The sequence below is a fragment of the Paenibacillus nitricinens genome (assembly GCF_052056485.1).
Lineage (GTDB): Bacteria > Bacillota > Bacilli > Paenibacillales > Paenibacillaceae > Paenibacillus_AQ > Paenibacillus_AQ nitricinens.
Genome location: NZ_CP183948.1, coordinates 278,802 through 298,381 on the forward strand (window position 1 = coordinate 278,802; position 19,580 = coordinate 298,381).

Consider the following 19,580-nt stretch of genomic DNA (forward strand, 5'->3'; position numbering starts at 1 on the left):
ATGTGTTATTTAGATACACCACTTACCTTAGGTCTAGCCAGAACCTTATGCTTGAGCTTCGCCCGATATCCTCTGAGATGCTCCCATGTATACAGGAAAACTTCCCGTTCCATTAAGGAGGCGATCACGAAATATATAGGCAGGATTACAAGCCCTAGCAGTACACCCCACAACATAAGCCCCACATAGGAATGGATTCGGATAGGGATGGCGCTAGAGATCAGAATAATGCCCGCAAAAACCACTGCATTCGTTAGCCATCTTCTAAAGGTGACCCAAGGGCTCCGATTCAGCAGATGTTTGCTAGCATAGACCACAATATCTACGGAGCGGTATAAGAGGGCGGCTATGGTTCCCATCAGTACACCGTAAATTCCCATAAAGATTACAAAGACAATAGAAGCGACTAGATTGATTACCGATTCTAGAATGGAACGGTTCTGTGTTTTCTTGAAATGTCCGGCAATTGTTATCACATTATTGGAAGAAGCTCTGGCATTGGTTAATAATTTGATGACTACGAACAAGACCGGCAGCCACATATCGATATAATTCACGTCGTTTACCCCTGCGGTATACAATTTCATAAAAGGTAGAATCAGAATATAGGCCACTGTTAGTATCGAGAAGATGAGCCCCATAAAATACACTTCGTAAGCATCATAAAATTTAATAAAGGCCTCTTTACTCTCATGAAAGCTCTGACCGAGAGCAGCTTTCACGCTTCCGTTTATGGTTTGGACGATGTTATCAACAATCGTAAAAATCATGTTGTACATGACATAAATGCTGACGATCTTTAAGTTCGTAAATATAGTCAGGATCAGCACGTCGGTATTTCTAAACACCAAGTAGGAGATCTCATGGACTAACACGGAATTTTTTTGACCAATGGCTTCATAGTCTGGTTTGAGAGTTAGGTTGATCCATTTGTAATGTTTATTAATATAGATATAGAAGACGACGATTTGAAGTACGGTTAATATGAAATAGGAAGCTTGCACAGCGATGATGTTAACCCCTTGAAGCAATAACAGAATCCGAATCACATTGTTCAGAATGTTAGCTACAGTGACTATAGATGTCTCTACATAGCTTTTTCCCTCTGCAGCAAGCAGAACTTTGAATTTTCCTTGAAAATAATAATTGATCGCCCCGCCCATTCCTGTGAGTAAAATAATGAGCATAATCGATAATTTATCGATTTCAGAAGTAATCACTAATGGATACAGGGTGGCGATTAGAAGGACGGCGAAAAAATAATAAATGCCTGTTTTTTTATAATAGCTGGAGGTGGCGGCCAGAATAGAGTTGATATGGTTCTTATCATCCGAAGCCACTGGCTTATATAGGGCTTGTATCGAAGCGGCTCCTACTCCGGCTTCCAGCAGGGCCAAATAACTAATGATCTGTACAATAGAAGCGATTAAACCATTGGCTTCAGAGCCATAGTTGACCATAATCAGTCGGGGGATAAAAAAACCAAGGATGATCGTGATGAGCTGACTCCCGAGTCCAAAGGATAAGTTAAGAATGCTCCGCTTGGCTCTCATAACGTATCCTCCTTTCGTAAAGCGATAAATACTTATCCAGCTGCTCGAAATGTTCTTCGGCATGTTTGACCTGCGGCGTGACATCCATGCAGTGGGTAATCATACTATCAAACACCTGTACAGGCTGGAGCTGCTCCAGTGTAGTGAAATCAGCATATAATCCTTTGAACTGGACATCTTCCATTACGTTGATCATTTTTTGGCTGTAAGCCACAGGAAACACAGGTTTGCCCAATACCCAGCCCAGGATCATCGCATGGAATCTTGAAGCAACTATAAAGCTGGAATTGGCTAGAACGGACAAAACCTCTTCCATATTTGTTTTATATAAATGCACTTGGATGGCATCCTCATAGGAGGGCCCCATAAGATTCTGGATCTCTTCAATCGCCAGCTGGTCCCCTTCATGTTCACAAAAGGACATGAAATGAACAGCGTAGCCTTTTTCAATGAAATAAATTGCGAGTTCTTTCATTTTTTCATAATAGAGGTTGTCAAAGCCGTTCAGACCTTTAATAGAAGGCTTAATGACGGATAAGACAATGTAATCCTCGGGTTCGGCTTGAGGATCTGGTGGATCAAGCTGAAAAATAATATCTGGCGCTAAACGGACATTATCCAGATCCTCAAATAAATCATAAGAATATTTTTCTCTAAAGCAGATGTCGGTATAGTCCTTAAAAATGCGCTTGTGTTCCTCGTAATATTCTTTATCTGTATAAGGGCCGAAATTCGATCCTAATAAATAGTAGGGCTTATTCTTATTCCGAATGGTTTCTGCGTTCTTGAAATGCTCTGACCAATGCTCTGCCTGCATAAAGATCGAGCCGCCGATATGAACGACACCATCGGAGTGATCGGCCACATATTTTTGCGCCAGATTATGTATCTTTAACCTTCTGCAAATAAAGGCAATGCCTCTAAAGAAGAATGTATCGGAAGGATACACTCTGAGGTTCTTGATCTCTTTGAAGACCAGCTTGTATAAGCGTGGAGCGCAGATTCTGAATTCGGTATCCGGATACCTCTCACATAACACCTTTATGAATAAATCATCGCCCAAATTAAATTCGGTATAGGCATAGATCAGCAGCTTTTTCATATTCTAAATTCCTTTCGCTTGAACCTGGATAAGCTTTTCTCCACAGAAATGAATCTGTGATATAGAAGCGGGGAGATTAAGAATGTTCGGATATAAAGGGCTAATCTTCGATCATTACCTCTATAACGTCTTATGAGTTCATACATTTCTTGGTTTAGTTCCGGATAGGTATGATCGATGTCGCGAAGTAACTTCTGAATGCTTTCGCCTTCTGTCTCATTTAGACAGGTTTTTAGGTTGAAAAAGTAATTCTCGATCAATTCGCGATTTCTTATATAAGGAGATATCATATCCAGGTTCTCAAAGGGATGGGCCTCGAAATAAGCATCGACCCGTTTGAATACATCAACGACATCAAATTTATTCACATTATAGCTATTGGAAATCGACGTATTTCTTTGTAAATAAAACGATAATATATCCGGTAATGTGATGACTCTAGTAGCTCTGGATAAAGCTTTGTAGATAAATTCCTGATCTTCTCCATTCACACAGCGTTCCGTATATTGGAGTTCGTGAAGGAGTAATAATTCCCGTTTGTACGCAATGCTCCCTGTCCATATTCGCAAGCTTTTGTTCACGAAAATATGAGTCAGCGCTTCACTGCCTGTGATGTCGCTATATGCAGAGGCGTAGCTCAAAGTAGCAACTCCATCCTCTGTGACATGGCTATATCCCCAGCAGATAATTTCGGGGTCAGATGGTTGAGTATAGGTATGAACGGTCCTTACTAAATCTGTAGAGATATAATCATCTCCATCCAGAAACAGCACATAGTTGCCTGTGGCTTCTGCTAAGCCTCTATTTCTAGCCGCACTAACCCCTTGATTCTCTGTTCGAATGACTTTGCAAGAAAGCTCGGGATGAAGTGAGAGGATCTTTTCTATCACATTGTAGGTGTGATCCGTAGATCCGTCATCCACGATAATGACCTCAAAATGCGGTTCACTTTGGGCAAGGAGTGTATCAAACATAGGGGTCATATAATGTTCAATATTGTATACAGGGACCACAATGCTTAGATTCATGTGCTGGCTCCTTTCCTTGGTAGAACTGGATAAACAGCTATCTTAAGCTTACCCTTCGTATCAAAAGATTGTATATACTACTTTAGTTTACTTATGGCTACCTCTAATTCGTTGTAACATCACGTGAATAATAATTATTACAGTATGTAAAATGACAATCATATCGATTGGTATAACATATATAGAAAGTCTATAAAATCATGAACGCTCGAAGCGGAGGGACCTGCGATGCAGCTGCAAAAAATATTCGCGAACGGAGAAAGATTAAAGAATACGATAGAGGCATTTGCGGATTATGGGCGTACAGATAACAACGGCGTGACCCGGTTATCGCTGACGGAAGAGGACGTGAAGGTTCGAAATTATTTTCGTACCTGTTGTGAAGAATTGGGCATGTCTGTGAAGGTGGACGATATGGGCACGATGTACGCCACGCTTGCGGGTGTAGAGTCTGGGCCGCCTATTGTGATTGGCTCGCATATGGATACTGTGAAAAAAGGTGGAAGATTCGATGGCGTTCTTGGGGTAATCGCTGGACTAGAGGTAGTCCGCACACTCGTGGATCACGGGATAAAACCGAAGCTACCGGTGACCATTATGAATTTCACAAATGAAGAAGGGGCTCGCTTTGAGCCTTCGATGATGGCTTCTGGTGTGCTGGCCGGTAAGTTCGATAAGGCAGAAATGTTGAATAAAAAAGATCCGGAGGGCATTGCCTTTGGCGAAGCGCTGGAGGAAAGTGGATGTAAGGGGGAAGCGAGTAATCGAATTACCGAAGCCACTGCTTATTTGGAGCTTCATATCGAGCAAGGTCCTGTGCTAGAACAAGAAGAACTGTCGATTGGTCTGGTAGACTGTGTAGTTGGTATGGCCTGTTATGAAATTGAGGTGACGGGAGAATCGGATCATGCGGGCACCACGCCTATGGCAATGCGTAAGGATGCCTTGTTCGCTGCCACGGATTTGATCACGGAGCTTAGAAGCAAGCTTAGTGCGCTCGACTCTGAACTGGTGTATACCATGGGCAGAATGAATGTGCTTCCTAATATTCATACCGTTATTCCTAATAAAGTGATTTTTACGATTGAGGCAAGACATAAAGATATGGAGATTGTCCGTAAGGTGGAAGCCATTATTCATAGCTTGCCGGAGATGCTACTGGACTGTGTAGTAAGTAAGACCAAGCTTTGGGGCAGAGAGACGGTTTGGTTTGACCGGGGAATATGTAATTTAGTGGAGCAAGCGGCACAAGCCTTGGACTATTCTAACCGGAAGATCGCAAGTGGCGCAGGGCATGATGCTCAGTTCGTAGCAAGCTTTCTGCCATCCGCGATGGTGTTTGTACCTAGTGTGAAGGGGAAAAGTCATTGTGAAGAGGAGTTTACCTCCAATGATGATTGTGAAAAAGGGGTAAATGTAATCCTAGAAACAGTGTTGTTATTACTGTCAAATTAATACGCGTTACTAAACATAACATTACATGATGGTAGTAGTGCTTTAATTTCATACAAAATCGTCAAAAAGGCACTCTAAGCAGTGTCTTTTTTTATGAGATAATGATTAGGGTTGTGTTGGGTACCAAATGAACCTGAAGTTGATAGGCAGTTTAAGACGAAACCTTTGTGTAAAAACACAATGATGATAGATAATATTTTAATTTTTTACCAAATTGGAAATACTAAACGTATGTTATTATTCTTTACATAAGGGATCTACATTAGACGGGAGAGATGAATGATGATTATCGGAGTGCCTAAAGAAATTAAAAATAATGAGAATCGTGTAGCCATAACACCTGCGGGTGTAGTTAGCCTTATTAAAGAAGGACATCAAGTGCTGGTGGAAGCTGGGGCTGGTGTGGGAAGCGGATTTCCAAACGAAGAGTATGCTTCTGCCGGGGCAGAGCTGATTCAGGACGCAGCCACCGTCTGGAGCTCTGCCGAAATGGTGATGAAAGTGAAAGAACCGCTGGAAAGCGAGTACCCCTATTTCCGTCCAGGCCTTATCTTGTTCACGTATCTGCATCTTGCGCCTGAACCTTCTCTGGCCGCTGCGCTCAAAGATAAGGGTGTGTTTGCCATCGGGTATGAGACGGTTGTTCATGAACGTACCTTGCCGCTATTAACACCGATGAGTGAAGTGGCGGGCCGGATGTCCGTTCAGCTTGGCGCTCAGTTCTTGCAAAAGAACTATGGCGGACAAGGGATTCTTCTCTCCGGTGTTCCCGGGGTTAGTCGTGGCAAAGTTAGCATTATCGGCGGCGGTGTAGTAGGTACTAATGCCGCGAAAATGGCTATCGGATTGGGTGCCGATGTTACAATTGTTGACCTCAGTGCAGAAAGATTACGTCAATTAGATGATATTTTTGGTGCACAGATCAACACGCTAATCTCGAACCCTTACAATATTGCCAAAGTGGTAGCTGAGGCAGATTTGTTGGTAGGTGCGGTGCTGATTCCGGGTGCGAAAGCACCGAAGCTGGTGACAGAAGAAATGGTCAAGACCATGAAGCCGGGTTCGGTGATTGTTGATGTGGCAATTGACCAAGGTGGTATCGTGGAGACGATCGACAGAGTGACCACACATGATAATCCTGTATTTATTAAGCATGGCGTACTGCATTATTCTGTTGCTAATATGCCGGGTGCTGTGGCCAAAACTTCGACGATTGCTTTAACCAATGTGACTGTTCCATACGCCTTGCAAATTGCCAATAAAGGCGTGATCAAAGCGATTCAAGATAATGCCGGTTTAAGAAGTGGTGTAAATGTGGCTAATGGTAAAATCACTTGCCAAGCCGTGGCTGAAGCGCTTGGCGAGAAACATTTTACGGTAGAACAAGCTATGGAGCAGACGTTCACGATGAGCTAAATAGAGCTAAACAGAGCTAAATAGATGCGTTCATAGCGCTTGGAAATATTTGTAAACAAATAGACAGCAAATTTCCGTTATGGGAGTTTGCTGTTTGTTGTTCTGGGAGTAATATTTTCGGCTCAGTTCGGTGTGGGGAGGATCTGGCAGAAGTCTGCTAGTTTGATCTAGGAGGTAGCTAGGAGTGGCTTCAGTGTGCTAGATCCAGCAGAGATCTACTAGTTCGGTGTTAAAGGTTGTAGGACTGCGTTATGAAGATCGTTGGATCGGGTGGATGTTTGTTGGTGATGATTTTTAGGGAAATCCTCCCTATAAATTACGAAAAAAAAGCTTAAAATGCTATTTTTAGGGAATTTATCCCTATAAATACGAAGAATATCCCCGATTGTGCCTGAATTGGAGGAGTTATAGGGAGGTTTTCCCTGATTAGTAGCAGGCAAACCTAAAGAGACACAATTACAGGGAGGAATTCCCTAAAAACTATAAGGGGGCTCTCTCAAGTAGCGGTTTAAGTGTTGTCGCGCCACTCCGTCACCTCGCTTCTCGTCACCCGCATCAACGTAACCTGCAACTCCGTCCCGCGCAACTCCATAACCCCGCCATTCCGCAACCAACGTAACCTGTACTCAGTAACTCCGCCCCCACGGAAATCTATAACCCCGTAGCTCCTTCACCCGGCGATCTCAAGGTCCCAGCCATCGCGCCCCCATCCCATTATCTTATAGTCAGCGGGGAGCACGCATACTATAATAAAATCACTCTAAAGTACAAGGTTCGGCTATTTTTCAGGCAGGGGTGGGGCTAGTGACGGAAAAGGATCCATTGTTTGATCGTTTCTTCGATAGTATGGAATCGTTGGCGGATGCTATTAGTGAATCTCTTCAATCTCAAGTTACCATTGAGGACAGCAATCACCATGTGATTGGATACAGCTCCCATCAATTTGAGAGTGATTCTGCAAGAATTTCAACCATTATTGGAAAACGCGTACCTAACGCTGTCATTATTGGTTTGCGTAAGAAGGGGATTATGCAGCAGCTTGAGAACGCTACACGTCCGATTCGGATTCCTGCGGTGATGGAGGTAGGTCTTGGACCCCGACTCGCTATTTGCATCAAATATCAGAAGGAAATTCTCGGGTACATATGGGTAGTGGATGCAGGCAATCTAGTTGAGGGACACGCGGAGAATATCGTTGAGAAAGCGGCGGGCATCGTAGGGCGCTACTTATTGAAGCAGCGGGGGTGGAAGACGAAGCAGGAGAAGACTCAGGAGGATTTTTTCTGGAAGCTGCTCACCTCCCATTATGACAATGAAGCGAACATCAAGCAGGATGCGGAAGTTTGGTCAATTCTTTTGCCGGAGAAATATTATATTAGCGTGTTAGAGAGTGACAAAGTCATCAATGATCATTTTGTACTTCGGATTCGGCAAACTATGGCTTCCTATGCAGGCATGCAATTATTGTTTCTGACTGCAGAGCATAATCGGTTGATTATATTGTTTTCATTCAGCTTTCGTATGGAAGGGACGGGTGGACTGTCTTCTTTTATGCGAAAAATTATTGAAGATATGCGTAAGAGTGAGGGCTGTATGCTAAGCGCAGGCTGTAGCCTGGATTACACCGAATATATGTCGGCAGCCATTGCGTATTGGGAAGCGGGGTCCATTCTGGAGATCAAGAAGCTGCTGCCTTTTCATGGCCGAGAGTTATTATTGTATGAGGATATTGGATTTTGGGCGTATGTTCCGGCTATTATAGAGCAAAAACGTAGTCGAACCCGTAAAAGTCCTTTGCTGTATCCGCTAAAAGAGCATGATCGCGAGCATAAAAGTGATTTTCTAAAAACGATCGCCGTTTATTTATCACTCAGTGGAAACTTGAAGGAATCCGCCGTTTTTTTACATATTCATACCAACACATTGCTGTACAGATTAAATCGCATAGCAGAGATAACGGGAAAAAGCTTAAAGGATACGGGATACCGCACTTCTATATATTTGGATATTTTGACGGAAGAGACAAGGCAGCTTAATCAGTGGTTTGTTGAGTCACGGGAATAAAATGAATTAAGCACCAACTGGGCAACGAACACGTACAATAACCTATATTTAGAACCTATAATATTGGAGGGACTAAGCATGGTGAAGGAAGTTCGTTCACCCGATGCCCTTGACTTTGAACGGAAAATGAGAGACAGCATCGTGGAATCGGCCGAAGCTTTAAATAACAGTGGAGCGGATTTTGCAACATTTGATGAGTCGCGCTGCAACCCGCAGTTTTGGACGCGTACAGATATTGGAGGACTACAGCTGAACGCTGGTGTGGCGTCTTCGGTAGGGATTAAAGACATTTTTCAGAATGGACATTTATATGCCTTCGAATGCGCGACAGCCATGGTCATTGTTATGTACAGGGCGACAATTGAAGCTATAGGTGAAGAAACCTTTAATAGGTATTTTAAGGATTTGTTCTTATGGGATTGGAATTACGACGAGAATCTACGCTTAATTACGAACTATAATAAGGATCAGATGCTGCGGGGAGATATTGTGTATTTCAGGAATCCAGATCATGCACCTAGCAAGCCAGAATGGCAGGGTGAGAATGCGGTTAAGCTTGAAGAAGACCTGTTCTATGGCCACGGTATTGGGATAACTACTGCGGAAATCATTATAGACTCTCTTAATGAAGAAAGAGTGCCCGGAAGTAATACCTCAGCGTTTCTTACGAATGAATCCATTCATCCTGATTTTAACTATTTACAGAGATTATCTTCAGGTTCGGTCTTACCCGGAGCGGAAAATAGAGGCTCTGAGTGCACTGTGTTTTCAAGAATAGGGACTAGAAGTTACATTTATAAGATCTAAAAGCTAAGAGGGTACCAAGAAGAGTAATCTTCCTGAAAAAAGAGGCTGTCTCATAAGTAGATGTTCTACAAAAGAAACAGCCCATACTTATTCAATAGGCATTCTGGAACCAGTTCCCATCCGTTTGTCCGTCATACGTAGATTCAGTAAAGACACCATCTAGGGTGTCTTTTTTTTCGTGGATTCAATAGTTTTAGTTCGTAATCATTGAAGCTTGAGTAGCTATTTATGCGTCAAGAAAGGAATTTCAGTGCATACAATCTAAATCTTTAATAGTAGCAAAGGTTTAAATTTACATTGAACTGTTATAGTTCTCATTGATCAATACTTTACTAATAGGGGGAAGGATAAGCGCTATGAATACATTACGTAAGACAATAGTGATTGCATCAGCAATAACGTTGCTAGTAGGAGGGTTGAATACAGGTTTTAGTCAAAATAATTATGCCTACGCAGCAGATGATGCTAAGCCATCCGTCGTGGTCGAAGATTTTGAAGATGGAATCAATGATGTGAAATTTAATCCTAAACGTATGTATAACGCTACGCTGCACTTAGAAGATAACAAGAAGCTTGTAAGAAATGGACAATATTCGGCTAGAATTGATTACGATATGATCGGCATAGTAGATAATCCCTCTCAAATTGAAGTCGGGTATAAAACGGGGAATATCCCAGTAACAGGTTACCCTACTAAAGTAGGCATGTGGGTTTATGCAAACAATGAAGGACATTTGCTGACGACAAAATTTAGAGATATAGGCGGATCTTCTTTCCAAGCAGAATTTTATGATGTAAATCAAGTGGGTATCAACTGGTCCGGCTGGAAATATATCGAGGCAGATGTTCCGCAAGGTAAACCGGGCCCGATTGTTCTTGAATTGTTTTTCCAATTGAAACAATCGGATATGAGCAAGAAAAACAAGGGCTCTATTTGGGTAGATGATATTACCTTTATCTATGATGAGGTTGAAGAGGATAAGGATGTTCCTGCCATTAAACCTATAGCCCCTGTTGAAAATGAAGTATTAAATACTCCACTTGATGAAGTGAAGGTTGAGCTGACCGATAACGGATCAGGCCTGGATCTGAGTACCTTATCTGTTCAGTTAGATGGTACGGATATTACGGATGAAGTGCAATATTCTCCAGATACAAATGTATTAACTTACCCGGGAGAATATGTAGATGGTGGTTATCATGAGCTTGCTATTGAAGTGAAGGACAAGAAAGGTAACCCGGCAGCAAAAACATTCACCTTCACAATAAATGCAGGAGAGCGTTTGTTCATGGCTGCGGACGAAGAAGCAGTAAGTAATGAAATCTATCCTGTTCATATTAATATCAAAGACTACTTGAAAGCAGAACAGGCAAAATTCACCTTAAATTATGATGCAAGCACCCTTCAAGTTGAAAGCATTACTCAGGCGTCTGGAGTTTCCCTAACCTCAGATATTGATAATGAGCACGGTATGGTTCAAGTAGCACTTGATAATGTAATAGCGGCAGCTCATGATGCCGTTACTGTTAACTTCAGAGTGAGCTCTCATGCCGTCTTAGAGCGTGGCGAAGCGTATAAAACCATAACAATGAGCAATGCGAGTCTTACTGCTGGCGGCGTTCAGACGAGTACACCCTTAGCCGCGCCTATTCATTATACAATCGGTTTCCCCTATCAGCTGAAAATGACGGGAGTTGGTTTGGGTACACCTTCTACATTTACAGTGTTAGACCATGGAGGCAAGCCGTATGAAGGTGCGGGTATTATTTTTACTGGATTATTAAAACAAAGCTCAGTCGTGACAGTTAACACTGTTACGTCTAGTGTATATGAGGATGATGATACATCTTCTAATGTAATCATGGTTGCAAATGCTGGTGAACGTTACTATGCTTCAACGGCAGCTAAGAATGGATTTTACGAGGTTATTCTCGCAGACGGACAAACAACAGGTTATATCTCGGAAGCTGATGTTAGTAGCCGGTTATTGAACAGCAGCCTAGGCAAAACAGATGCTAAAGGACAGTTAACAACAGATCTCACTACATTGGCACTTGGTACCTATCAAGTTCAAGCTGTCATCGGTGATCAGAACAGTAAGGTTGTCAATTATGAAGTTGTGGAGCAGTATGGTACGAATGAAGCGCAATATATTCAAACCTATGTGACAGAGGATATGTCTTCACAACTAAGTGCTGCCTGGCAAACAAAACCAGATCAAACCTCTACTTATATTCAATACATTGAAGCTGGTGAATGGGAAGCAGGAGTAAGCCCAGACGTTAATATGGTAAGGCAACAGCAAGCCGAGAGTGAGCTGCAGGTGCTTAGCATGAAGGAAAATGGAACGAAAGGCGAAATCCGGTTTCATAATGTCCTGGTTAAGGGCTTGAAAGCAGATACTACTTACAAATATCGTGTAGGCTATGAGGACCATTGGTCAGAATGGAATGAATATTCTACTGTTGATCAGGATAAAAAAACACCGACCTCATTCTTATTCATTACGGATTCCCATACGAATCAATTACAAGGATTAGAAACCTATCAAGCGCTAATGACTAACGCATTGACACAATATCCATCAACACAGTTTATTATGCACGGTGGAGATATGGTTGATGTAGGCGGCGCATTCGAAGAATGGCAAAAGTTCTGGCTAGCATCTTCTATTTATGCAACAAAACTTCCGACTGCACTAGCACTGGGCAACCATGATGTGAAGAGTGAAGGAAAAGATGTGTTCACCAAAGGTGCGAATTTCCCAGAGAACGGACCAGAATCCCAACTGCAATATGCTTACTCTTATGAAGTCGATGATACTCATTTTGTCGTATTGAACTCAGAAGGCGTAGAGGAACAGATGATTGCTCAAGCAGCATGGTTAAAAGAAGATTTGGATCAGAATGATAAAAAGTGGACTGTCGTTATGTTCCATCGTCCAGCTTATCATACAGAGAATGGTCGGGAATCCCTTGTTGAGTATACCCAAACCTACTTTGCACCCATATTAGAAAAGAAAAAAGTCGATTTGGTTCTGGTTGGTCATGATCATGTATATGCACGGACCTATCCAATGAAGGATGGAAAGCCAAATAAAGCTACCAATGAGGGGACTGTATACCTTGATGGTGGTGCTTCAGGCTGGAAATTCTATGATGGCACGCAATATAATTATTTGAATTATATTTTTGATGAAGACGTTCCTGTGTACTCCGCTATTGAAATTACAGAAGATGCGATTCATGTGAAGGCACGTACAATTGCGGGTACATTGATCGATGAGTTTTCTGTCAAGAAAACAACGGAAACTGAGACACCAACACCAACACCAACACCAACACCAACACCAACACCAACACCAACACCAACACCAACACCAACACCAACACCAACACCAACACCGACACCAACACCGACACCGACACCGACACCACCAGTATCGACACCAAATTCAACAGCAACGCTACCAGTATCGCCAACGCCACCAACATCAACACCGAAGCCAACAGTAACGCCAACAGCGCCAACAGCGTCAAAGCTGGTGTTCAACGACAAGGTAAATGTAGAGGCAGTTAAGGCTATCGTGGAAAAAGAGAAGTCTGCTCCCGCTATACACTTTACGGATGTTCAGGCATCTTCGTGGAGTGCCTCCGTAGTGGAGCGTGCAGCTAAGATGGGGATTGTAACGGGTTATAGTGATGGTTCTTACCATCCGAATCAAAAGGTAACTCGCGCCGAGTTCGCCACAATGGTAGCAAAAGCTTTTGGTCTACCGAATTCAAGCGGTTCATTCTTCTCTGATACACAAGGACATTGGGCTTCAAAATCGATTGCAGCATTACAAGCTAAAGGGGTAATCACGGGATATAGTGATGGTTCTTTCCATCCTAATCAAGAAATTTCCCGCGCTGAGATCGTTGCAATGCTTGCTCGTCTGACAAACTATGTTCCTAACGCATCCAATCTATTTTTGGATGTAGCTACGAACTGGGCTTCTGAACAAATTAATGCTTTTGCAACTGCTGGCATAGTAACTGGTAAAGGCAACGAATTGTTCAAACCGAATGATACTGCATCCCGTGCGGAGTCGGTTGCGATGATCATTCGCTTGTTGGATAAATTGCTTGCACAATAAGTGAAATATTTCGGATAGTTAACCGGGTTCGCTTCCACCAATAAGTAGAAGAAGGGGCTGTCCCTGAGTCATTTATGACTTATGGGACAACCCCTTTGCTGCGTCTTATAGCCTAAAGCTCAATAAAGTCACTGCGGAATTTCTCGAAATCAGATTTTCTGCATTCCAGTTCAAGCCTTGTGCCTGTTTCTTCATAGCTAGTCGATTGGACATGGGCATGCTCGTTAAAATAGGAGACCACATTGCCGCGATCAAATGGAATCAGAATTTCACACTGTACATAATCCGTAAAAACATGGCTGCGAATCAGATCTGTAAGTTCAGCTATCCCGCTAATTTGTTTGGCGGAAAGATAGACATTGTCACCCTCAAGGTGAGGGTAAGGTAGGTCCGTTAGGTCAGCTTTGTTGTAGGCATAAACTGTTGGAATTTGGTCCGCACCGAGCGCTTTCAAAGTCTCATCGGTGACAGCCATATGCTGCTGATGCTGGGGATCGGAAATATCGACTACATGAATCAATAAGTCGGCTTCGGTCACCTCTTCGAGCGTGGAGCGGAAGGCTTTGACCAGATGATGGGGAAGCTGGCTGACGAATCCAACGGTATCTGTTAATAAAAAGGTTTTGTGATCCGGTAGCTCAATGCTCCGAACGGATGTCTCCAGCGTAGCGAATAACATATCCTTGGCGAACACTTGCTTATTAGAGCCTGGATGATACGTCTCCACGATTACATTCATTAAGCTGGACTTGCCGGTATTCGTATAGCCGACGAGACAGACGACAGGAACCTCATTCTTATGCCGCTGCTTCCGCTGAATTTGGCGCCTTGCTACTTGCTGTTGAAGCTCAACCTGTAATGCTGAAATCCGTTCTTCAATTCTTCTGCGATCCAGCTCCAGCTTTGTTTCACCAGCGCCTCTGTTCTTCAGCCCAGCACCACCACCTTGTCTGCCGAGAGATTCTCGGAGACCTGTTAATCGGGGGAGCATATATTGCAGCTTAGCTACTTCCACTTGCAGCTGAGCTTCTTTGGTCTTCGCTCGTTCTGCGAAAATATTCAGGATCAGAATCGTCCGGTCAATGACCTGACGGCCTAGAGAGGACTCCAAATTGCGAATCTGTGAAGGAGACAGCTCATCATTAAAAATAACAATAGGAGCATCATGCGCTTCTAAGAGAGCAGATAATTCTTGGATTTTGCCTGTGCCGATATAGTGGGAAGGGTTGATCCGACTTGCCTTCTGACTAAGCTCTCCTACAACTTCTAGGTCACAGGCAGCTGCCAGATTAGTGAGTTCTTCCATCGAATAAGCGAAGTTTGTTTCGTTTTGTAGCTGGACACCGACTATAATAGCTTTTTCTCGTAGTTGTTCCATATATTTATTCATCCTCCAGTAGTAAATAGTAAACGCAAAAAAACACAGGTCATCTGCCTGTGCTTATGGTTCGTTAGAGGACGTCAGAACAAATGTGTAAGGGGAAATCTCCGTTACAACATTAGGGTCTTCCATAGATATATCAAATTAAACAACGGCTGGGGCGTAGGGAAATGATAACTTAATCCCTTACGAGCAGCAGTTGGTTTAAATTATAAGAAAGTATAAGTTTCACGATATACTTTATCCTTATAATTCTCACATAAACGCTACCGTCCTTATAAGGACGCCGAAGGCGTTTTAGTTTGTTGGCTTCTATGGAGTTAAATGGGTAGACCTATCCTGAGTCCTCTGCACATGGGCAGAGCTTTAGCGCTATTCAATTAGCCGCGCAAAGTTCTAACTCGGATAAAATCTATCACACGTAACCCTCCGTTCATAAAAAGTTAAGTCGAGTTTACCACATCCTTTATTTGGTGGCAAATCTGTATTTTATATCTGTTTAGCACTTCTCTATTTTAATATCATCCAAGAATTCTAAAAATTGATTGCATAGCATATAGATATAATTTGATATGAATAGGAGGTGTGAAGACATTGCCTGTCCTCTCTACAAGCACAATCATTAATTTACCTGTCGACGGTACCCGTCCAATAGATCAAGTTGTGATCGAAGTAGTTAACAATGGATCAGCTGGAGCGGCTTGTTATTTAACGGGTTTAGCCAATAGTGCAAGTCCTCAGACAGTCTTTATTGAAGAATTATTTGAGCTGCAATATCGGGAAACGTTAAGTAAGACCTACCCTATTGTAGAGGATTTATTTCAATTTAATTTTGTGTATTCACAGGAGCAATTAAAGATTCAGGTTTTTCTTGTGGATGTGAACGGTGTCTGGACGGCCGTTAATCTGGAAGTGTTTCAAGTAAGCCGTATAACCTCGGAAATACGTGATAACGTATCGGTTACATCGACTGACTTCGCAGCGATCAGCTTTATGAGGAGTCCTGCCTTTACTATTCCACAAGGTCTTGCGGCTGAAATTAGACCGGCTGCTTTAGATATTCTATCCAAAAGACCTGTGCGTTATATGGTCGTTGCAGGTGGAACTCTGGATGGGACATTTGAAAATTTCCCTACACCAACTACGGATATTCCTGTCACGGACACAGCACTGCTTGTCAATTACACCTGCACTACGGTCACGGGTGGAAAGGTGATTATGCAAGGTACAGGATCAGGGATCTCTGGTGCGTATGCGAATTTGGCCGTTAACTTGCTTAACGAGCGGCTCTCTTACGAGCTTCAGGATGAGCCGGTTACTTTGGTAGTTAACTCACTCTCAGGTGATGATGATCTCGCCGTCACTTTTAAGATGTCCGAGCAATGGTGAGCGTTCTACACTTAGATACCGCGATAGGGATACCCAAGGAACGAAAATCATATTGTAAAAAGTTTACTTATGATATAAGTTATAGGAAGTTGAATCGCAATAAACGGGTGCTTGATGAAGTCAGGCTGAGATAGCGGCCTTATGCCGCTGACCGTCAATCTGATCTGGGTAATGCCAGCGTAGAGACGTTATTGTCGAGCATCCTTTTTTTGATGCCATGCGCAAGCCTACCCATTAATGGGTAGGCTTTTTAAAATTACTCACATCATGCGAGCAACGAATCCAAGAACCTAGAAGGGAAGTTGTTGAAGCATGGAACAAGCTAAGCAAGGACAAAGGCAAGGACAACAAGACAAAGGGACGAGGTCACGGGGATTGAAGCTGACTGATATTCTGGTAACCATCGTGATCGCGGTCGTATTCGGTATTATCTATAAAATCTGGGGACCGATGTACGACGTGGTCAAACCGCTGGGTACCCATGCGGAGCAAACGATATACGGCATGTGGTTCATTGCCGGGACGTTCGCGTTTCTCATCATCCGCAAGCCGGGAGTGGCGCTTCTGGCTGAGATTGCGGCGGCTTCCGTTAGTGCGCTATTGGGCAGTGAATGGGGGCTTTCGACCTTGTATTACGGCGCGTTGCAGGGATTGGGCGCGGAGTTAGTCTTCGCGATTTTCCTCTATCGCAACGCGAACGTCTGGGTCACGTCGCTGGCCGCGCTCGCGGCGGCGGCGGGTTCGTTGGTGCTGGATTTCGGCTACGGTTACATTGAATCGTTGTCCGCTTGGAACTATACGCTGCTGATCGGACTGAGGGGACTCGGAAGTATCGTCATCGCCGGTATCTTCGCCTTCGGACTGTCCAAAGCGCTTGAGCTCACAGGCGTAACCAAAGTGTTGAGACCGGCGTCCAAGGCGGACTATGACGCATTGACACGACTATGACGGCTGGAGTCTCCATAGCTGCGAGAGTTAAGAACCTAAAGCTTAAGTTTGCCGGAGAGGACTCCTTGTTGTTCAAGGGCATTTCCCTTTCTTTCCACCAGGGGGAGAAGACGCTGCTGCTCGGCCCGAGCGGATGCGGGAAGTCGACGCTGCTGCAGGTGTTGAGCGGTTTGATTCCCGGTTCGATCGAAGTTCCGATGATCGCTGAAGAGACATTTGTTCCCGAGCGATGGGGATACGTATTCCAAGATCCGGATACGCAGTTCTGTATGCCATATGTGGACGAGGAGATGGCTTTCGTTCTCGAGAACATGCGCGTCCCCCGCGAAGAAATGGCAGGTCTGATCCGCCTTTATCTCGCTCAAGTCGGCTTGAATATTCCTGATATCCATATCGCAATCCAATCGTTATCGCAAGGGATGAAACAGCGATTAGCCATAGCTTCCGTTCTGGCTATGGAGCCAGAAGTGATTTTCCTGGACGAACCGACAGCGCTGTTGGATAGCGAGGGTACGGAGCTGGTATGGTCTGCGATCAGAAGCCTGTCCGGAGGCATTACCTTGATCGTCATTGAACATAAGATCGAAGGCGTAATCGACTTTTTCGATCGGATCGTCGTGTTATCCCGTGAAGGAGTAATTATCGCTGACGGATCGCCGACGGAAATCTTTTCAGCTAAAAGGAGAGAGCTACAAGAATACGGAATTTGGTATCCGGGCGTCTGGGAGGACTATATCGAGAATAAATCCCGGAGGTCAGACTGCATTACTCGTTATTCAAACGCAAACGATCGGGAAGATGTCTATCTGGAAATGGACAGGTTTCGTGGGAAACGAGGGAACAGGGCGGTCATCGAAGTAGGGAGGGCAATCGTCACCCCTGGTCAATGGATCGGGATCATCGGCCATAACGGAGCGGGTAAGAGCTCCTTGCTGCTCTCGATCATGCGACTGATTAAGACCGAAGGGATATGCAAGATAGCAGGCCGGGAAGCGGAGCATGTTGCGCAAGCGGCCGAGCATATCGCATTCGTTTTTCAAAACCCCGAATTTCAATTTGTAACACATTCGGTACGGGAAGAGATCGAGTATTCGTTGTTGCTGGATGGCGTTCATTGCGAAATTCGGCGTGCGACGGCGTATAAGCTAATGGAAGAACTTTATTTAGAGGACGTTGCGTCGCGGCATCCGTATCAGCTGTCGATGGGGCAGAAGAGACGATTAAGCGTCGCGACGGCGATCGTAAAAGGGCAACACATATTGCTGCTAGACGAGCCGACCTTTGGGCTGGACGCACGGAATACGTTCTCTTTGCTCGAGAAGCTTGAGCGGCTGCTTTCGGCGGGAGCCTCGATTATTATGGTCACGCATGATGCGCGGATCGTAGAAAATTTCTGCACAGCGTCATGGAGAATCGAAGACGGGAGACTTACTGATGTTATTGACCTTTCCCCACCGGGAAACCTGGCTACACCGCGTCAATCCTACGCTTAAGATCGTTCTGTTCTCTCTCTGGTTCGCGGCAATTATTCTCATCCACGACTTTAACGTCATGGTGAACGTAGCCATCGGCTCGATGCTGCTGCTTCCGTGGTCCGGGCACCCATTACGCAGATTGCTGTTATACACCTCCCCTTTCTTGCTGATGTTCGTGTCTACATCTACGGGGATGATGTTCTTCGGCAAGGGAGAGACGGAGTGGGTCCGATGGGGATTAGTGAACATTACGGAAGAAAGCTTCTACAGAGGGCTGCATCTGGGGTTCAGGGCACTGAGCATGGCGTCGGTCGGGCTTCTGTTCGGTCTGACGACGAGGCCGGTAAACCTCTTCTACTCCTTAATGCAGCAGGGGAGATTACCGGCTAAGTATGCTTACAGCTTCTTGGCCGCGATGCGGCTGGTGCCTATTCTCGCAGAAGAATTCCAGACCTTGCACCACGCATTGAAAGTCAGGGGAATACGCAAACGAGGGAGGATATTTAACTTCTACCAGCTGTTGCAACGATACGCGATCCCTTTGCTTGCCCAAAGCATACGACGCGCCCATAGAATCGCGGTGGCTATGGAGGCGAAGCGGTTTTCTGGGCAGGCCAAGAGAACTTATTATTATGTTATTGGCTTTACGTACCGCGACGTCCTATTCACCGCATATGCGGTCGGCGTATTCTGGTTGGCATTCCTGGCCGGAATCGAATGGCCTTACGCGGACATTACCGATGTTCGTTAAGCCGTAAAGGATGACATGCACAGATTCGTTGGTGGTTAGAGAATGATTCTGATCTTATGCCATCGTTCAGTA

The 19,580-nt window shown here is 44.3% G+C and carries 13 protein-coding genes and 1 riboswitch; of the genes, 9 read left to right on the top strand and 4 right to left on the bottom strand.

What is annotated here, in order from left to right; translation table 11 throughout:
• Positions 1 to 5 precede the first annotated feature (5 nt).
• From ACN6KS_RS01320 to ACN6KS_RS01330, 3 genes are read right to left on the bottom strand one after another with little or no spacing between them, the layout of a single operon-like run.
• On the bottom strand, positions 6 to 1,553 hold the full coding sequence (locus ACN6KS_RS01320) for a lipopolysaccharide biosynthesis protein (RefSeq protein ID WP_440961161.1): 1,548 nt from the start codon (positions 1,551 to 1,553) through the stop codon (positions 6 to 8).
• Complete coding sequence (locus ACN6KS_RS01325; protein WP_440961162.1) at positions 1,528 to 2,655, bottom strand: polysaccharide pyruvyl transferase family protein; 1,128 nt, start codon at positions 2,653 to 2,655, stop codon at positions 1,528 to 1,530. Before ACN6KS_RS01325 ends, ACN6KS_RS01320 begins: the two co-directional genes overlap by 26 nt.
• On the bottom strand, positions 2,652 to 3,683 hold the full coding sequence (locus ACN6KS_RS01330) for a glycosyltransferase family 2 protein (protein ID WP_094869187.1): 1,032 nt from the start codon (positions 3,681 to 3,683) through the stop codon (positions 2,652 to 2,654). The genes ACN6KS_RS01325 and ACN6KS_RS01330 overlap by 4 nt, the downstream gene beginning before the upstream one ends.
• Before the next feature lie 228 nt (positions 3,684 to 3,911).
• On the opposite strand from ACN6KS_RS01330, the gene ACN6KS_RS01335 reads away from it, so the two are divergent.
• The 5 genes from ACN6KS_RS01335 (at position 3,912) to ACN6KS_RS01355 (ending at position 13,564) form a co-directional block, all read left to right on the top strand.
• Positions 3,912 to 5,138 carry a Zn-dependent hydrolase gene (locus tag ACN6KS_RS01335; RefSeq protein WP_440961163.1) on the top strand — a complete coding sequence of 409 codons (1,227 nt, stop codon included), beginning with the start codon at positions 3,912 to 3,914 and terminating at the stop codon, positions 5,136 to 5,138.
• Between the two features lie 282 nt (positions 5,139 to 5,420).
• Positions 5,421 to 6,554, top strand: a complete 1,134-nt coding sequence (gene ald, locus ACN6KS_RS01340; protein ID WP_440962358.1) for an alanine dehydrogenase — start codon at positions 5,421 to 5,423, stop codon at positions 6,552 to 6,554.
• Between the two features lie 804 nt (positions 6,555 to 7,358).
• The gene (locus ACN6KS_RS01345) at positions 7,359 to 8,618 is read left to right on the top strand and encodes a PucR family transcriptional regulator (RefSeq protein ID WP_440961164.1); all 1,260 of its coding nucleotides are present in this window, start codon (positions 7,359 to 7,361) and stop codon (positions 8,616 to 8,618) included.
• Between the two features lie 78 nt (positions 8,619 to 8,696).
• Positions 8,697 to 9,425: a protein-glutamine gamma-glutamyltransferase gene (locus ACN6KS_RS01350; RefSeq protein WP_440961165.1), complete on the top strand. Its 729-nt coding sequence runs from the start codon at positions 8,697 to 8,699 to the stop codon at positions 9,423 to 9,425.
• Between the two features lie 356 nt (positions 9,426 to 9,781).
• On the top strand, positions 9,782 to 13,564 hold the full coding sequence (locus ACN6KS_RS01355; RefSeq protein ID WP_440961166.1) for an S-layer homology domain-containing protein: 3,783 nt from the start codon (positions 9,782 to 9,784) through the stop codon (positions 13,562 to 13,564).
• Between the two features lie 112 nt (positions 13,565 to 13,676).
• Here the strand turns inward: ACN6KS_RS01355 and hflX are convergent, their stop codons facing one another.
• On the bottom strand, positions 13,677 to 14,942 hold the full coding sequence (gene hflX / locus ACN6KS_RS01360) for a GTPase HflX (RefSeq protein WP_341133560.1): 1,266 nt from the start codon (positions 14,940 to 14,942) through the stop codon (positions 13,677 to 13,679).
• 588 nt (positions 14,943 to 15,530) lie between these two features.
• On the opposite strand from hflX, the gene ACN6KS_RS01365 reads away from it, so the two are divergent.
• The 4 genes from ACN6KS_RS01365 (at position 15,531) to ACN6KS_RS01380 (ending at position 19,508) form a co-directional block, all read left to right on the top strand.
• A complete protein-coding gene (locus ACN6KS_RS01365; RefSeq protein WP_440961167.1) occupies positions 15,531 to 16,334 on the top strand; it encodes a hypothetical protein in 804 nt (267 codons plus the stop codon).
• Between the two features lie 93 nt (positions 16,335 to 16,427).
• A riboswitch (TPP riboswitch) is annotated at positions 16,428 to 16,539 on the top strand.
• A 107-nt stretch (positions 16,540 to 16,646) separates the two neighbouring features.
• Positions 16,647 to 17,282, top strand: coding sequence for an ECF transporter S component (locus ACN6KS_RS01370; RefSeq protein ID WP_094877237.1), 636 nt, complete (start codon positions 16,647 to 16,649; stop codon positions 17,280 to 17,282).
• The gene (locus ACN6KS_RS01375; RefSeq protein WP_440961168.1) at positions 17,279 to 18,775 is read left to right on the top strand and encodes an ABC transporter ATP-binding protein; all 1,497 of its coding nucleotides are present in this window, start codon (positions 17,279 to 17,281) and stop codon (positions 18,773 to 18,775) included. The genes ACN6KS_RS01370 and ACN6KS_RS01375 overlap by 4 nt, the downstream gene beginning before the upstream one ends.
• On the top strand, positions 18,717 to 19,508 hold the full coding sequence (locus tag ACN6KS_RS01380; RefSeq protein ID WP_094877239.1) for an energy-coupling factor transporter transmembrane component T family protein: 792 nt from the start codon (positions 18,717 to 18,719) through the stop codon (positions 19,506 to 19,508). Before ACN6KS_RS01375 ends, ACN6KS_RS01380 begins: the two co-directional genes overlap by 59 nt.
• Positions 19,509 to 19,580: the final 72 nt, after the last annotated feature.

Coding starts and splice junctions, on each gene's coding strand:
- ACN6KS_RS01355 (WP_440961166.1), top strand. CDS start 9,782: ATGAATACATTACGTAAGACAATAGTGATTGCATCAGCAATAACGTTG.
- ald (WP_440962358.1), top strand. CDS start 5,421: ATGATTATCGGAGTGCCTAAAGAAATTAAAAATAATGAGAATCGTGTA.
- ACN6KS_RS01380 (WP_094877239.1), top strand. CDS start 18,717: ATGTTATTGACCTTTCCCCACCGGGAAACCTGGCTACACCGCGTCAAT.
- ACN6KS_RS01370 (WP_094877237.1), top strand. CDS start 16,647: ATGGAACAAGCTAAGCAAGGACAAAGGCAAGGACAACAAGACAAAGGG.
- ACN6KS_RS01375 (WP_440961168.1), top strand. CDS start 17,279: ATGACGGCTGGAGTCTCCATAGCTGCGAGAGTTAAGAACCTAAAGCTT.
- hflX (WP_341133560.1), bottom strand. CDS start 14,942: ATGGAACAACTACGAGAAAAAGCTATTATAGTCGGTGTCCAGCTACAA.
- ACN6KS_RS01325 (WP_440961162.1), bottom strand. CDS start 2,655: ATGAAAAAGCTGCTGATCTATGCCTATACCGAATTTAATTTGGGCGAT.
- ACN6KS_RS01330 (WP_094869187.1), bottom strand. CDS start 3,683: ATGAATCTAAGCATTGTGGTCCCTGTATACAATATTGAACATTATATG.
- ACN6KS_RS01350 (WP_440961165.1), top strand. CDS start 8,697: ATGGTGAAGGAAGTTCGTTCACCCGATGCCCTTGACTTTGAACGGAAA.
- ACN6KS_RS01320 (WP_440961161.1), bottom strand. CDS start 1,553: ATGAGAGCCAAGCGGAGCATTCTTAACTTATCCTTTGGACTCGGGAGT.
- ACN6KS_RS01335 (WP_440961163.1), top strand. CDS start 3,912: ATGCAGCTGCAAAAAATATTCGCGAACGGAGAAAGATTAAAGAATACG.